Origin of the sequence: Allomuricauda sp. M10, assembly GCF_020782875.1 — a bacterium.
Lineage (GTDB): Bacteria > Bacteroidota > Bacteroidia > Flavobacteriales > Flavobacteriaceae > Flagellimonas.
Window position 1 is genome coordinate 784,974 of record NZ_JAJGBN010000001.1, and the last position, 13,440, is coordinate 798,413.

The 13,440-nt window shown below is 43.1% G+C and carries 16 protein-coding genes; 9 read left to right on the forward strand and 7 right to left on the reverse strand.

Annotation, left to right across the window (positions count from 1 at the left end; all coding sequences use genetic code 11):
* Positions 1 to 26: 26 nt before the first annotated feature.
* From dapF to LKX84_RS03670, 4 genes are all read left to right on the forward strand, one after another.
* Entirely contained in the window at positions 27 to 803 is a 777-nt protein-coding gene (gene dapF / locus LKX84_RS03655; RefSeq protein ID WP_228236081.1) for a diaminopimelate epimerase, read from the forward strand.
* The gene (locus tag LKX84_RS03660) at positions 797 to 1,330 is read left to right on the forward strand and encodes a GNAT family N-acetyltransferase (RefSeq protein WP_228235755.1); all 534 of its coding nucleotides are present in this window, start codon (positions 797 to 799) and stop codon (positions 1,328 to 1,330) included. Before dapF ends, LKX84_RS03660 begins: the two co-directional genes overlap by 7 nt.
* The gene (gene mltG, locus LKX84_RS03665) at positions 1,320 to 2,363 is read left to right on the forward strand and encodes an endolytic transglycosylase MltG (protein WP_228235756.1); all 1,044 of its coding nucleotides are present in this window, start codon (positions 1,320 to 1,322) and stop codon (positions 2,361 to 2,363) included. The genes LKX84_RS03660 and mltG overlap by 11 nt, the downstream gene beginning before the upstream one ends.
* A 158-nt stretch (positions 2,364 to 2,521) precedes the next feature.
* Complete coding sequence (locus LKX84_RS03670) at positions 2,522 to 3,166, forward strand: hypothetical protein (RefSeq protein ID WP_228235757.1); 645 nt, start codon at positions 2,522 to 2,524, stop codon at positions 3,164 to 3,166.
* Positions 3,167 to 3,212: 46 nt separating this feature from the next.
* Here the strand turns inward: LKX84_RS03670 and LKX84_RS03675 are convergent, their stop codons facing one another.
* The 3 genes from LKX84_RS03675 to dnaA are packed head-to-tail and all read right to left on the reverse strand — an operon-like array spanning position 3,213 to position 5,840.
* Positions 3,213 to 3,941 (reverse strand): SAM-dependent methyltransferase, encoded by a 729-nt coding sequence (locus LKX84_RS03675; protein ID WP_228235758.1) that lies wholly within the window; start codon positions 3,939 to 3,941, stop codon positions 3,213 to 3,215.
* Positions 3,942 to 3,945: 4 nt separating this feature from the next.
* Complete coding sequence (locus LKX84_RS03680) at positions 3,946 to 4,398, reverse strand: low molecular weight protein-tyrosine-phosphatase (protein ID WP_228235759.1); 453 nt, start codon at positions 4,396 to 4,398, stop codon at positions 3,946 to 3,948.
* Between the two features lie 17 nt (positions 4,399 to 4,415).
* Positions 4,416 to 5,840 carry a chromosomal replication initiator protein DnaA gene (gene dnaA / locus LKX84_RS03685; protein ID WP_228235760.1) on the reverse strand — a complete coding sequence of 475 codons (1,425 nt, stop codon included), beginning with the start codon at positions 5,838 to 5,840 and terminating at the stop codon, positions 4,416 to 4,418.
* A gap of 201 nt (positions 5,841 to 6,041) precedes the next feature.
* Between dnaA and LKX84_RS03690 the strand changes: the two genes are divergently transcribed.
* Complete coding sequence (locus tag LKX84_RS03690; RefSeq protein WP_228235761.1) at positions 6,042 to 6,440, forward strand: acyl-CoA thioesterase; 399 nt, start codon at positions 6,042 to 6,044, stop codon at positions 6,438 to 6,440.
* Between the two features lie 123 nt (positions 6,441 to 6,563).
* Here the strand turns inward: LKX84_RS03690 and LKX84_RS03695 are convergent, their stop codons facing one another.
* Genes LKX84_RS03695 through ribD form a run of 4 tightly spaced genes read right to left on the reverse strand, consistent with a single transcriptional unit; the run spans position 6,564 to position 9,686 of the window.
* The gene (locus LKX84_RS03695) at positions 6,564 to 7,175 is read right to left on the reverse strand and encodes an IMPACT family protein (protein ID WP_228235762.1); all 612 of its coding nucleotides are present in this window, start codon (positions 7,173 to 7,175) and stop codon (positions 6,564 to 6,566) included.
* A complete protein-coding gene (locus LKX84_RS03700; RefSeq protein WP_228235763.1) occupies positions 7,175 to 8,038 on the reverse strand; it encodes a DMT family transporter in 864 nt (287 codons plus the stop codon). Before LKX84_RS03700 ends, LKX84_RS03695 begins: the two co-directional genes overlap by 1 nt.
* Positions 8,039 to 8,641 carry an HAD family hydrolase gene (locus tag LKX84_RS03705; protein WP_228235764.1) on the reverse strand — a complete coding sequence of 201 codons (603 nt, stop codon included), beginning with the start codon at positions 8,639 to 8,641 and terminating at the stop codon, positions 8,039 to 8,041.
* Positions 8,634 to 9,686, reverse strand: a complete 1,053-nt coding sequence (gene ribD / locus LKX84_RS03710) for a bifunctional diaminohydroxyphosphoribosylaminopyrimidine deaminase/5-amino-6-(5-phosphoribosylamino)uracil reductase RibD (protein WP_228235765.1) — start codon at positions 9,684 to 9,686, stop codon at positions 8,634 to 8,636. The genes LKX84_RS03705 and ribD overlap by 8 nt, the downstream gene beginning before the upstream one ends.
* 29 nt (positions 9,687 to 9,715) lie before the next feature.
* Here ribD and LKX84_RS03715 point away from each other — a divergent pair, with 29 nt between their 5' ends.
* From LKX84_RS03715 to LKX84_RS03730, 4 genes are read left to right on the forward strand one after another with little or no spacing between them, the layout of a single operon-like run.
* Complete coding sequence (locus LKX84_RS03715) at positions 9,716 to 10,201, forward strand: GNAT family N-acetyltransferase (RefSeq protein ID WP_228235766.1); 486 nt, start codon at positions 9,716 to 9,718, stop codon at positions 10,199 to 10,201.
* Positions 10,201 to 11,151 (forward strand): N5-glutamine methyltransferase family protein, encoded by a 951-nt coding sequence (locus tag LKX84_RS03720; protein ID WP_228235767.1) that lies wholly within the window; start codon positions 10,201 to 10,203, stop codon positions 11,149 to 11,151. The genes LKX84_RS03715 and LKX84_RS03720 overlap by 1 nt, the downstream gene beginning before the upstream one ends.
* Complete coding sequence (gene ligA, locus LKX84_RS03725; protein ID WP_228235768.1) at positions 11,148 to 13,148, forward strand: NAD-dependent DNA ligase LigA; 2,001 nt, start codon at positions 11,148 to 11,150, stop codon at positions 13,146 to 13,148. The genes LKX84_RS03720 and ligA overlap by 4 nt, the downstream gene beginning before the upstream one ends.
* Entirely contained in the window at positions 13,145 to 13,438 is a 294-nt protein-coding gene (locus LKX84_RS03730; RefSeq protein ID WP_228235769.1) for a hypothetical protein, read from the forward strand. The genes ligA and LKX84_RS03730 overlap by 4 nt, the downstream gene beginning before the upstream one ends.
* Positions 13,439 to 13,440 lie beyond the last annotated feature (2 nt).

A 13,440-nucleotide genomic window follows, 5' to 3' on the forward strand; every position in this document is an offset into this window, starting at 1 on the left:
CTAAATTTGTTCCTTTGTAGCAAATGATGAAACTACAGTTTTTTAAATATCAAGGTACGGGCAACGATTTCGTGATCTTGGACAATCGCGAGGGCAAGTTCCCCAAAACCAACACCCAATTGGTGGCACATCTTTGCGACCGCCGGTTCGGTATCGGTGCGGACGGACTCATCCTTTTGGAAAATGACGATACGGCCGACTTTAAAATGGTGTACTATAATGCTGATGGGGAAGAGGGTACAATGTGCGGAAACGGTGGAAGATGCCTTGTTGCTTTTGCCCATTTTTTGGGCATTGTGGATAGGGAAACAACCTTCAACGCTGTGGACGGCTTGCATTATGCCGAAGTGGAAGGTGACACCGTGAACCTTAAAATGGTAGATGTTGAGGAAGTGCATGAAAAACCTGCCTACAGTTTTCTGGATACCGGCTCTCCCCATCACGTACAATTGGTAAAGGATCTTAGTCATTTTGATGTGCACAAGGAAGGTAAAAAGTTACGCTACGGCCTTTACGGACAAGCGGGAAGCAATATCAATTTTGTGGAGCAAGAAGACTCAGAAACCTTTCAGGTAAGAACCTATGAAAGAGGGGTGGAGGATGAAACATTTTCCTGTGGTACCGGGGTTACCGCTGTGGCTTTGGCCATGCATACTGCCGGAAAAACCAAAGCCAATCAAGTGTATATCCATACTTTGGGTGGTGATTTGTCCATCAGTTTTGAACAACATAATGGCGGGTACACCAATATATTTTTGAAAGGTCCGGCCAAACAAGTATATCAAGGTGAAATCGAATGTTGAAGCTAAAAGGGGATAAAGTAGTACTGCGGGCTTTGGAACCGTCCGACCTGGATTTCCTTTACCAGCTGGAAAACGACACTTCCATTTGGGAAATCAGCGGTACCCTAAAACCGTACTCCAAAAAGGTATTGCAGTTATATTTGGAAAATGCCCATCTTGACATTTATGAAGTAAAGCAACTTCGTTTGTGTATTTGTGATTTGGAGGGGGAATGTATCGGTTTGATCGATTTGTTCGATTTTGATCCCAAAAACCGTAGGGCAGGTATCGGAATTGTGATTGCCCGTCCAGATGCCCGAAACAAAGGAACAGGGGCCGAGGCCTTGTCATTGCTATGCAATTATGCTTTTTCCGTTTTGGACTTGCACCAACTTTTTGCCAATATTTTAGAAGACAACGAATCCAGTATCCACCTTTTTGAAAAAATAGGTTTTGAAAAGATCGGGGTCAAAAAAGAATGGATCAGGACCAGTTCAGGGTTCAAAAATGAAATCATGTTTCAAAAGATAAATTCGGATGAATCTTAAACGAGTACTTTGGGCCACGGCCATTTTGGGATTATTGATCTGCGGGTTCATCGCGTATCAAATTTACAGTGCCATTTTTAGCCCCAATACCCAGTTCAACAATGACGAAGCGTTTGTGTACATCCATTCCGATGCTTCTTTTGCTGATGTTAAAGAATCCCTGCAACCCTTATTGAAGAACATTTCTTCTTTTGAGGCCGTTGCAAAGCGTAAAGGATATATTGTCAACATCAAACCAGGTAAGTATGCGCTAAAAAAGAGGATGAACAACAATGAGATCATCAATACCTTACGAAGTGCCAACTTACCGGTACGGGTTTCGTTCAACAACCAGGAATCATTGCAGGATTTGGCAGGAAGGATTTCGGAACAAATAGAAGCCGATAGTGTCTCTTTATACCAAGCATTTAATGATCCGGGTTTTTTGAATGCCTCCCATTTTGACGAAGATTCCAAATTGGGCATGTACCTGCCCAATACCTATGAATTTTTCTGGAACACCAATGCCGAAAGTTTCAGGGACCGCATGTTCAAAGAATATGAGCGTTTTTGGAACGAGGACCGTTTGGCCAAGGTCAAAAAAATGAATCTTACCCCAAATGAGGTCATAGCCTTGGCAGCCATTGTTCAAAAGGAAACCGTAAAATCGGACGAGCGACCACGGGTTGCCGGGGTTTATTTGAACCGGATAAGAAAAGGAATGTTCCTTCAGGCTGATCCAACGGTAATCTATGCGATTAAAAAGGAAACGGGCAATTATGACACCATCATCAAACGGGTATTGTACCGCGACCTTGAAATGGATTCCCCCTATAACACCTATAAATATGTGGGTATTCCTCCGGGTCCAATCACTATGCCAGACATCTCTTCCATTGATGCAGTTTTGAATCCCGAAAAACACGATTATCTCTATTTTGTAGCGGACGTTTCCAACTTCGGATACCACATGTTTGCCAAAACCTTGGAGCAACACAACCGAAATAAAGTGCAATACACCCGATGGCTGAATGAGCAAAAAGTGCTCAGATAACCCTCCTTGACGTTAATTTTCAGCCTTTTAACGGATTTTAAGTCTCATTTAAGAAAATCTTATGAGCTTTATAACTGTTAAAAAAATGTCTCCCCCTATATTTGCCGGCCGAAATTTTATTTCTGGACCTTGGTCTGGAAATCTTAAATAGGAACTATATGAAAAGATGGATTAGAATTGCTCTACATCTTGCCATGATCGTAGTTTTGACCAGTTTTGGATCGTACACTATAATGAAAAAAGGGGATTTTACCGTTCCCGATTCGTTGAAGGTAGCGACCGGGTCTGAAATCTTTGCACCATTGGATTCCATTGCGGGTCTTGATGTTGATGAAGTAACCCCTCCTTTTTTGGGTAAAGCCTATAACGGTTTTAAAGAGGCGCTGGCCTTTAAAGAATCCCAAGGAAGATATCACGTTGTAAATACTTTGGGCTATTTAGGAAAGTATCAATTTGGAAGTAGTACCCTTAATTTGATGGGTATCTATGACATGGACACTTTCTTGGACAGTCCCGAACTTCAAGAGAAGGCCTTTGCAACCAATATTGCCCGTAACAAATGGATATTGAGAAGAGATATCAAACGTTTTATGGGTAAAAAGATAGGAGGGATTGAAGTTACTGAGTCAGGTATTTTGGCAGCGGCACATTTGGCCGGAGCCGGAAACGTGAAGAAATATCTACGTTCTTATGGGCAAGAAGATGTAACGGATGCGTATGGAAGTAGTATTTCGTATTACTTGAAAAAGTTTGCGGGGTACGATATCTCCAAAATAGAGCAGAAAAAGAACGCTAAAGTATAGCGTGAGCATCACAAAATTAAAAACCCGGACTTATGTTCCGGGTTTTTTATGCTTGTAAAATATAGATGGTAGGTCTTTTGTCCAGGTCGATTTCTATTTCTCCCCATTCGTGGACACTTTTCGTTTTGATGAATTCCGTGGGTAATGAAATGTCACAAGCAATGCACAGCCTTGTGGATTTATGCAAAATTTTGAGCAGGTCTTTCAAAAGTTTGTTGTTGCGATAGGGCGTTTCCATAAAAATTTGGGATTGGCCCTTTTCCTGCGAAGTCCGTTCCAATTGCTTCAATACATTTTTCCTTTCGGCAAGATCAATGGGAAGATAGCCGTTAAAGGCAAAATTCTGTCCGTTCATGCCACTTGCCATCATGGCCATCAATATAGAGGAAGGTCCCACCAAGGGAACCACTTGAATTCTCTTCTCATGGGCCACTCTTACCACTTCCGAACCGGGATCAGCAATGCCTGGACAACCGGCTTCTGACAAAACCCCAATATCAAATCCATGAATGCAAGGGTCTAAATAAGAAGGGATTACGGCAGGGTTGGTGTATTTGTTCAGGGGTTGCAGTTTCAGGTTGGGTTGTGGTTTGTTTGGACTGATCCTTTTGATGAAACGCCTCGCGGTTTTCTCGTTCTCCACAATATAATGGTCGATACGCTCTATGGTGCCCTTTACAGAAATGGGAAGTACCTCCAATGGGGCATTGTCTCCCAATGTTGTGGGGATTAAATATACCTTACCGACCACTAAACCTGGTTTTGGCTCTTGCATAGGTTCAATTTAGCTTTTTTGCGATGGCTTCACAAGCCATATCGATCATTTTGTAGACTTTTTCAAAGCCATCCTCTCCTCCGTAATAAGGATCGGGAACCTCGTCAATGCCCAAATCCACTTCATCCAGCAATAGCTTTATTTTGCTGGCTTCCATTGCATTGGTCGCTAAACTGGCCACGTTAGAATAATTGCTTCGGTCCATTACATAGATATGATCGAACTCCATGAAATCCATCTCGGAAAAACGTCTGCATTTTTGACGACTGATGTCCAACCCATATTTTCTGGCGACAGCAATGGATCTGGAATCTGGAGGATTGCCTACATGATACCCTGCGGTACCGGCGGAGTCCACAAAAACGTTATCGGGATCTACTTTGGATTGCAATATGCCTTCGGCCAAGGGTGATCTGCATATATTTCCCAAGCAGACCATCAAGACTTTGGTTTTCATAAAAAGGGGATTGGTTCCTAACTGAACTTTTTGTTCAGGTCGTCAATGTATTTGCGGAACTGTTTGTCGGTTTCGGCCAAGTTGTCCACAGTTTTACAGGCGTGCAAAACAGTGGCATGGTCACGTTTCCCAATTTGGGAACCGATACTGGCCAAAGAAGCTTTGGTAAATTTTTTGGCAAAGAACATGGCCAATTGTCTAGCCTGCACAATATGCCTTTTTCTGGTTTTGGATTGAAGGGTGGCCACATCCATTTCAAAGTAATCGGATACCACTTTTTGGATGTAGTCAATGGATACTTCGCGTTTGGTATTCTTCACGAACTTCTCCACCACTTGTTGGGCGAGTTCCAGAGTTACTTCCCTTTTGTTGAAAGAGGATTGCGCAATCAAAGAAATGATGGCACCTTCCAGTTCGCGGATATTCGTTTTGATGTTCCGGGCTACATGATCAATGATATCTTCTGGCATTTCAACACCATCCCTGTACAATTTATTCTTCAGGATAGAAACACGTGTCTCATAATCAGGACTTTGCAGTTCTGCTGAAAGCCCCCATTTAAAACGGGACAAAAGCCGTTGTTCAATGTCCTGCATGTCTACAGGAGCTTTGTCCGAAGTCAAGATGACCTGCTTGCCGTTTTGGTGCAAATGGTTGAAGATATGGAAGAACACATCCTGGGTTCCCGATTTACCGGATAGGAACTGTACGTCATCAATAATGAGTACATCTATCAACTGGTAAAAATGGATAAAATCGTTACGGGTGTTCTTCTTTACCGATTCAATATATTGTTGGGTGAATTTCTCCGCGGAGATATACAACACCGTTTTTTCAGGATACTTGTCCTTGATCTCAACCCCAATGGCATGGGCCAAGTGGGTCTTTCCCAATCCAACACCACCAAATACCAAAAGTGGATTGAAAGAGGTGCCTCCCGGTTTGTTGGCAACGGCCATACCTGCCGATCTGGCCAAACGGTTGGAATCCCCTTCAAGGAAATTGTCAAAGTTATAGTTTGGATTGAGCTGGGACTCTATTTTGATGTTTCGTATCCCAGGAATCACAAAAGGGTTTTTCAGTTCGGGGCTTTTGGAGGTGATGGGTACATCCAGTTCCTGTGGTCCTACCGAAGTTCGGTTGGCACTTGGAATCTGTTCCGTAAAGGGTTCCTTGTTGCCATATTTGTTCTCCATCTTGATGATGTAGATCAGCTTTGCATTGGCTCCCAGTTCACGGGTCAAAGCTACCTTCAAAAGCTTCACATAATGCTCCTCTAACCACTCGTAAAAAAACTTGCTGGGCACCTGTATACTCAAGGCCTTATCGGTCAACTTCATGGGCTTGATCGGTTCAAACCATGTTTTGAATGCCTGCGGTTGGATATTATCCTGGATAAAAGCCAAACAGTTGTTCCATACGGAATTAGCAGTAACACTCATGAAGTTTTTCCTTGTTTTAATGGTTAGCTTTAATACTTCAGATTAAACATCTAAGGGGTAGCAAGATGCTCATTGGATGCGACAAATATGTGAACAATTCTTTTAAAAAAAAAATCAATTTGTCATTGAATCTCTTGTTTTTTTTTCGCATGTTACCCCCGCAAAAAGCAAGCCTCTAAATATATAATTTTTCAATTACAAATGGGCGTTAATTCACATTCTTTTCGAGTAAGATACGCAGAAACAGACCAAATGGGAGTGGTTTATCACGGCAACTATGCCCAATACCTTGAAATGGGAAGGGTGGAGTGGTTACGTGCCCTCGGGGTCACCTATAAAAGCATGGAAGACAGTGGTATTATGTTACCGGTAATTTCCTTACATATCGATTATAAAAAATCTGCCCTGTACGACGATCTTCTTACAGTGGAAACCCAACTCACATCAAGACCATTGGTTAAGATCGAGTTCGATTATAAGGTATTCAACGAGGCAGGGGACCTATTGGCAACCGCTCATACCGTTTTGGCCTTTATGGACAAAAAAACAGGTAGGCCCATCAAATGTCCTGAGTATATTCTCGATAAACTGGAAGATTGATTTTTTGGAGACAGGAGACAAGAAGTAGGTAAATGTTGGTTCTTGTTTCTTGTAGCAAAGCGGTCTTGATTCTTTAATAACCACAGATGAGAAAGTCAAATGGGATTTTCCCTGAAAATCAATTCAGTTCACAATCGCAATCTCCACGGTGTGCATTTCATCGAAAAGTTGAAAGATGGCATCCGATTCACCCAAACGAACCGAAAGCATCAATTGGCAATTCATGTCCATTTTTTGGGAAACGATGTTCAGGTTTTTTTGTTTGATGATGCGCATGACCTTGTCCATTTCCGAATACCCGAACTTTAATCTGAACTGGGCTTCCACAATCTTTTCTACAATCAATGCTTCTTCCAATGCCATTTGGGCGGCCGTTCGGTAGGCTTGGATCAATCCACCGACCCCTAATTTGGTCCCGCCGAATATCCGGGTAACGGTGATGAGCACATTGGTGAGATCATAGGCTTGAATCTGACCGTAAATAGGCATTCCCGCCGAATTGTTGGGCTCTCCATCGTCATTGGCACGATAAGATGGGTTTTCTACCCCTAATTGCCATGCATAACACACATGGTTGGCGGTATGGTATTTCTTTCTGAGTTCTTCAACGATTGGTTTTACTTCTTCCTCCGAAGTTATGGGATGAACGGTTGCATAGAATTTGCTCTTCTTGTCCTTGAAAAGAATTTCAGGGGAAGTTTCGGCCACCGTTTTATATACATCCGCTTTCTCCATCAAAATAAAGCTACCAATACAATACTGATGATGGCCAAGGCCACCCCGCCCCAATTTTTAATGCTCAATCGCTCCTTGAACAGTAAAATGCCCAAAAGGGTCGAGAGCATAACAATGGCTACATTATTTAAGGTAAACACCGCAGCGCTGCTCCAATTGTTGCTTCGCAAGGCTTGAATAAGAAAGTAAATGGAAAAATAATTGGGCACACCCAAGGCCACCCCTCCGATCACATTCTTGAGGTTCAGCTTCAAGTTCTGTTTTTTGCCCCCTATACCTATATATATAAGACCGGATAATGCGGCACAACCAAACACCATGGAGGAGAAGATGGGGATTTCTTGGTCGGTCAAGTGTTTTTCTTCAAAATATTTGATGCTTGCATCAATGGCGCCGGAGCCCAGAAAAACCAGTACGGGCAAAATCAAGTCTTTTCGGTTTATGGTGATACCCTTTTCTTTCAAGGATGCAAAATAAACCGCCGCTAATGCCAATAAAATACCAAGGGTTTGCAACAACGTCAAATGTTCCCCATAGAATAGAAGACCGATAATAACGGGGATTACCAACGACATTTTAGTGGCTACCGAAGCAACCGACACCCCTGAAGTTTGGGCCGTTTTCGCCATCAAGTTAAAGATGGTGATGAAAAGAACACCCATGGCCAAGGGGCCCCAAGCCCAAGATGTATTCAAAATTGCTGTTGCACTAACTGGACCTTCATATAAAAGGAAACCCACCGTACATGCCGTAATATAGTTGATGATGATGGCGACCAAGGTCTGAACCTTGTACACATCGTATAATTTGAAAACCACAAAAATCCAAGTGGAACTCAGAACACTTAATGCAAGGGCTAACATTTATAAACGAGATTTTAATTGGGTGATATCCTCTTGGCCCACTTGAAGGTTCCATATGTTGATGCCGAGGTTGGCTGCGGCATCGGTGTTTTCCTGAACATCATCTACAAAGAAGGTTTCTTCGGCAACCAACCCATTTTCATCCAATACAAATTGAAAAATTTCTTCATCCGGTTTACGCATTCCCATTTCATAGGACAAATAAAAAACCTCAAACGAATTTTTAAAGCGGTTGTACCGATTCATTCCCATTTGTTGTCTCACACTTTCCATATGCAGGTCGTTGGTGTTGCTCAACAAGAACAATCTGAACTCCTTTTCGTTTGCCAACCCTTCCAAGAATTGTAAACGTTCTTCGGGAAAATCCAAAAGAATGGCATTCCAAGCCTGAATCAAATAGTCACGATTGGCATCAGGGAAATGGGAGGAGACCTCGTTTAAGAATTCCGTAGATTCAATCAATCCCTTCTCATAATCCTTGAACAATCCATCGAGACCGGGTGTAATCCCTGAAAAACCATAAGGCAACATGGCTCGGGCCGTCGCAGGTTTATCGAGGTTGATGAGCACATCGCCAAAATCAAAGATGATGTTCTTAATCATGGGTATAAATAGATAAGGTGTCCGATACTATATTTTGGGTACTTTTCAATTTTCCAACAATTTTTGGGGCCGGAATGCCACTTTCAAAACGGGTTTGACCCACAAATACCCGCGCTTCATCCCAAAGACCTTCATTTATAAACAATTGAAGGGTCTTGGCACCACCTTCTATCAATACACTGGTAATGGAATGTTGATGAAGGACTTGGCAAATTTGATCAGCTAGAGGCTTTGAAAAATCAATGACGGCATAATCCACTCCATTCAAATATTTTGAACGGTCACTTACTTGGGTGATCACAACCGTTTTTACAGATTTGTCCAAAACATTGAAATCGGTGCCGATTTTTAAGTCTTTGTCTAAAACCACCCGAATGGGGTTTTTTCCTTCCCAATCCCTGGTGTTCAATTTTGGGTTGTCCGCTAAAACGGTATTTGTACCCACCAAAATTGCCTGTTCCTCACTTCTCCATTGATGCACCAATTGTCTGGAATACGCATTGGTGATCCAATAAGGTTCTGGATTCATTTTTCGTTTGGATGGGTCGGGAGCCAAAAAGCCATCTTGGGTTTCGGCCCATTTCAAAATAATATAAGGCCTTTTCTTTTCTTGATAGGTTAAAAACCTTTTGTGATGTTCCCTGCACTCCTGTTCCAAAATACCCACGTGCACCTTGCAACCTGACTCTTCCAATTTCTGGATGCCTTTACCTGCAACTTTATCATGGGGGTCCCTCAATCCGATGTAGACTTCTGGAATGTTATACTGAGTTATCAAATCGGCACAAGGTGGGGTTTTCCCGTAATGCGAACACGGTTCCAATGTCACATAAAGAGCGGATGACGCCAGCAAAGTTTTGTCCACCACGGAATTAATGGCGTTCACTTCCGCATGTGGCCCGCCATACGGACTGGTAAATCCTTCGCCAATGATTTTTTCGTTGTGAACAATGACACTACCTACCATAGGGTTTGGAGCGGTCGTGCCCAGTCCTTTTTTGGCAAGTTCAATACAGCGGAGGATATATTTTTGGTGTATATTCACCCAGCAAAAATAGCATATTAAACGGCATTATGGGGAATGCAACGATCCGGGAAATTAAACCGGAAGACAATGAACAAGTGGCCAAGGTCATACGCAAGGTTTTTGAGGATATGGGGGTTCCAAAAGTGGGAACTGCCTACGCGGACAAGGCCCTTGACGATATGTATTCCACCTACAATGTGCCACGTGCGGCCTATTTTGTAGTGGAGGTAGATGAAAAGGTCATTGGATGTGCCGGTGTGGCGCAACTTCAAAACTATGAAGGCAATGTTTGCGAACTGCAAAAAATGTACTTTTTGGAAGAAGCCCGGGGCAAGGGAATTGGTTCCCAAATGATTTCAAAATGTTTGGAAAAAGCCAAAGAATTCGGTTTTGAACAGTGTTATTTGGAAACCATGCCGTACATGGAAGCTGCCCAAAAACTCTACAAGAAGAATGGCTTTGAGTACATAGATGCCCCATTGGGCAATACCGGTCATTATTCCTGCCCCGTGTGGATGCTTAAACAATTGTAATGTTACTTCGGGATGTCAAAAACATATTCCAAAAGGATTTGGAGGGCGTCTATCCAAAAGAAGAAATAGATGCTTTTTTCTACGGCTGCATTGAGCATTTCCTCCACATGGAACGCTTCATTCTGGCGATTAAACCCGATATCGTTTTGACGAAGGAGGAAGAACAGCCTTTGTTTGAAACGCTGGCCCAATTAAAACAGGAAAAACCACTTCAATATATTTTGGGCGTGGCCCATTTTATGGATTTGGAATTCAAGGTGAACGAACATGTGTTGATTCCAAGACCTGAAACCGAGGAACTGGTGCAATGGGTTTTGGATGATTTAAATAATCAGAAGTCGGAAGTCGGAGATCAGATATCAGATATTCTGAAGAAGCAAAACCATTCGGACGCTGAGCGTAGCCGAAGCGTCATTTCGACTCCGCTCAATGACCATCATATAAGAATTTTAGACATCGGAACCGGAAGCGGCTGCATTGCCATTGCCTTGGCAAAGAATCTTCCTAATGCCAAGGTGTATGCTTTGGATGTATCGGAAGAGGCCCTAAAAGTGGCCCAAGAGAACGCAAAAAAGAATCAGGTAGATATAGAATTCATCCATAAAAGTATTTTGGATCCCCAACTTGATATTGAACTTCCATTTGACATTATCGTTTCCAATCCGCCTTATATCAGGGATTTAGAAAAATCAGAAATCCATAGAAATGTAAAGGAGCATGAACCCCATTTAGCCCTTTTCGTTCCGGATGATGACGCATTGATTTTTTACAAGGCCATTGCCCAATTTGCCCAAAGGCATCTGAGTAAAAATGGGTTGGTTTACTTAGAGATCAACCAATATTTGGGTGAAGAGACCAAGAGTGTTTTTAAAGCCCATAATTTTTCGGAAATTGAACTGCGCAAAGACATTTTTGGCAACGACCGAATGCTAAAAGCAAAGACTACATGAACATCAAAGAAAAAATAACTTCCCTTCGGGAAGAACTCCAGGAACACAATTATAAATATTATGTACTGGACCAGCCTTCCATAACCGATTTCGAATTCGATATGAAGCTCAAAGAGCTTCAAAAATTGGAAGCGGAACATCCTGAATTTTATGATCCTACCTCGCCGACATTGCGTGTGGGCGGAATGGTCACCAAGAATTTTGAGACCGTGGTGCATGAACACCGCATGTATTCGTTGGAAAACTCCTATTCCAAGGAAGATCTGGAAGATTGGGAAAAGCGTATCCAACGAATTTTGGGGGATGTGCCAGTGGAATTCACTTGTGAATTGAAGTATGACGGTGCTTCCATCAGTCTAACTTATGAAGAAGGAAAATTGGTCCGAGCCGTTACCCGTGGGGATGGTTTTCAAGGGGATGATGTGACCACGAACATCAAGACCATACGATCGGTTCCATTACAGTTAAAGGGAAATTACCCGCCCAAGTTTGATATACGAGGGGAAATTATCCTGACCTTGGATGGTTTTGCCAAAATGAACCAAGAACGCATTGAAGCTGGTGAAGATCCCTATATGAACCCGCGGAACACAGCATCTGGAAGTTTGAAACTTCAGGATAGTACCTTAGTGGCACAGCGGCCGTTGGAATGTCTTTTATATAGTATTGTGGGCAACAATTTGGGCATATCGTCCCAATTTGAAATGTTGGAAAAGGCAAGGGAGTGGGGTTTTAAAGTCCCAACGGTTGCCAAGCTCTGTACATCCACAGCGGAGGTGATGCAGTTTGTGGATTATTGGGATGTGCACAGACACAGTATGCCCTTTGAAACCGATGGAGTAGTGGTAAAGGTCAACAGCATTCCACAACAAGAAGAACTTGGATACACCGCAAAATCCCCAAGATGGGCCTTGGCCTATAAATTTCAAGCGGAACAGGCCACTACCATTTTGGACAAGATTACCTATCAAGTGGGCCGTACAGGTGCCATAACCCCTGTGGCCAATCTAGAACCGGTTTTGTTGGCAGGGACCACGGTAAAACGAGCCTCTTTGCATAATGCCGATCAGATAGCCAAATTGGATGTTCGGGAAGGCGATACTGTTTTTGTGGAGAAAGGGGGAGAAATCATTCCCAAGATAGTTGGTGTCGACTTTACCAAGCGACCAACAAATTCAGTGCCTACGGAATATATCACCCATTGCCCTGAATGTGGCACCGAGCTCATTAGAAAGGAAGGCGAAGCCCAACATTTCTGTCCCAACGATACCGGTTGTCCAACGCAGATTACGGGTCGCATCCAGCATTTTATTTCACGAAAGGCCATGGATATTGAAGGCATGGGGAGTGAAACGGTGGAGTTGCTTTTCAAGGAAGGGCTCATCGCCAATTATGCAGATCTCTACACCTTGACCAAGGAGCAAGTGGTTCCTTTGGAACGGATGGCGGAAAAGTCAGCGGAAAATCTGGTCAATGGGGTGGAGGCATCCAAAGCCATTCCATTTGAACGGGTATTGTTTGCTTTGGGAATTCGATATGTAGGAGAAACGGTGGCCAAAAAATTGGCCAAGGCCTATAAAAATATCGATGCGTTGATGGCGGCATCCAAAGAGGAACTGGTTGCCGTGGACGAAATCGGGGATCGGATTGCCGAGAGTGTCATCTCGTTTTTCTCAGAACCCACCAATTTGGAAATCATCAACAGGTTAAAAACCTACGGATTGCAGTTTTCCCTTTCCGAGGCGCAGTTGGAAAACCAGACGGACAAACTTAAGGGACAAATTTTTGTAGTTTCCGGTGTGTTTGAAAATATCAGCAGGGATGATCTGAAAAAACTCATTGAAGATAATGGAGGCAAAGTGGCCTCTTCCATATCATCCAAAACAAGTTTTGTGGTTGCTGGGGACAATATGGGCCCCAGTAAAAAGACCAAAGCCGAGAGTTTGGGTGTCCCCATAATTTCAGAAGAGGAGTTCATGCAAAAATTAGGGTCATGAAACCAAAATCCTATCAAGAATTTGAAGCATCATTAATTGCGGATAAACCACCGGGACATTGGTCCTTACCATTACAGGCATTGTGGCACGACGCTAATGGGGATTGGGAGGCCTCCCATGACATTGCGCAGGATATCCATTCGCCCATGGGCAGTTGGATCCACGCCTATTTACACCGAAAGGAAGGGGATAGGTGGAATGCCAGTTATTGGTATAGTCAGGCCTCTAAGCCATTTCCAGCGTATGATTTGAATAAAGAGCTACGCAAATTGGTGGATGCAAATTTATAATG

Coding starts and splice junctions, on each gene's coding strand:
- dapF (WP_228236081.1), top strand. CDS start 27: ATGAAACTACAGTTTTTTAAATATCAAGGTACGGGCAACGATTTCGTG.
- LKX84_RS03660 (WP_228235755.1), top strand. CDS start 797: ATGTTGAAGCTAAAAGGGGATAAAGTAGTACTGCGGGCTTTGGAACCG.
- mltG (WP_228235756.1), top strand. CDS start 1,320: ATGAATCTTAAACGAGTACTTTGGGCCACGGCCATTTTGGGATTATTG.
- LKX84_RS03670 (WP_228235757.1), top strand. CDS start 2,522: ATGAAAAGATGGATTAGAATTGCTCTACATCTTGCCATGATCGTAGTT.
- LKX84_RS03675 (WP_228235758.1), bottom strand. CDS start 3,941: ATGCAAGAGCCAAAACCAGGTTTAGTGGTCGGTAAGGTATATTTAATC.
- LKX84_RS03680 (WP_228235759.1), bottom strand. CDS start 4,398: ATGAAAACCAAAGTCTTGATGGTCTGCTTGGGAAATATATGCAGATCA.
- dnaA (WP_228235760.1), bottom strand. CDS start 5,840: ATGAGTGTTACTGCTAATTCCGTATGGAACAACTGTTTGGCTTTTATC.
- LKX84_RS03690 (WP_228235761.1), top strand. CDS start 6,042: ATGGGCGTTAATTCACATTCTTTTCGAGTAAGATACGCAGAAACAGAC.
- LKX84_RS03695 (WP_228235762.1), bottom strand. CDS start 7,175: ATGGAGAAAGCGGATGTATATAAAACGGTGGCCGAAACTTCCCCTGAA.
- LKX84_RS03700 (WP_228235763.1), bottom strand. CDS start 8,038: ATGTTAGCCCTTGCATTAAGTGTTCTGAGTTCCACTTGGATTTTTGTG.
- LKX84_RS03705 (WP_228235764.1), bottom strand. CDS start 8,641: ATGATTAAGAACATCATCTTTGATTTTGGCGATGTGCTCATCAACCTC.
- LKX84_RS03715 (WP_228235766.1), top strand. CDS start 9,716: ATGGGGAATGCAACGATCCGGGAAATTAAACCGGAAGACAATGAACAA.
- LKX84_RS03720 (WP_228235767.1), top strand. CDS start 10,201: ATGTTACTTCGGGATGTCAAAAACATATTCCAAAAGGATTTGGAGGGC.
- ligA (WP_228235768.1), top strand. CDS start 11,148: ATGAACATCAAAGAAAAAATAACTTCCCTTCGGGAAGAACTCCAGGAA.
- LKX84_RS03730 (WP_228235769.1), top strand. CDS start 13,145: ATGAAACCAAAATCCTATCAAGAATTTGAAGCATCATTAATTGCGGAT.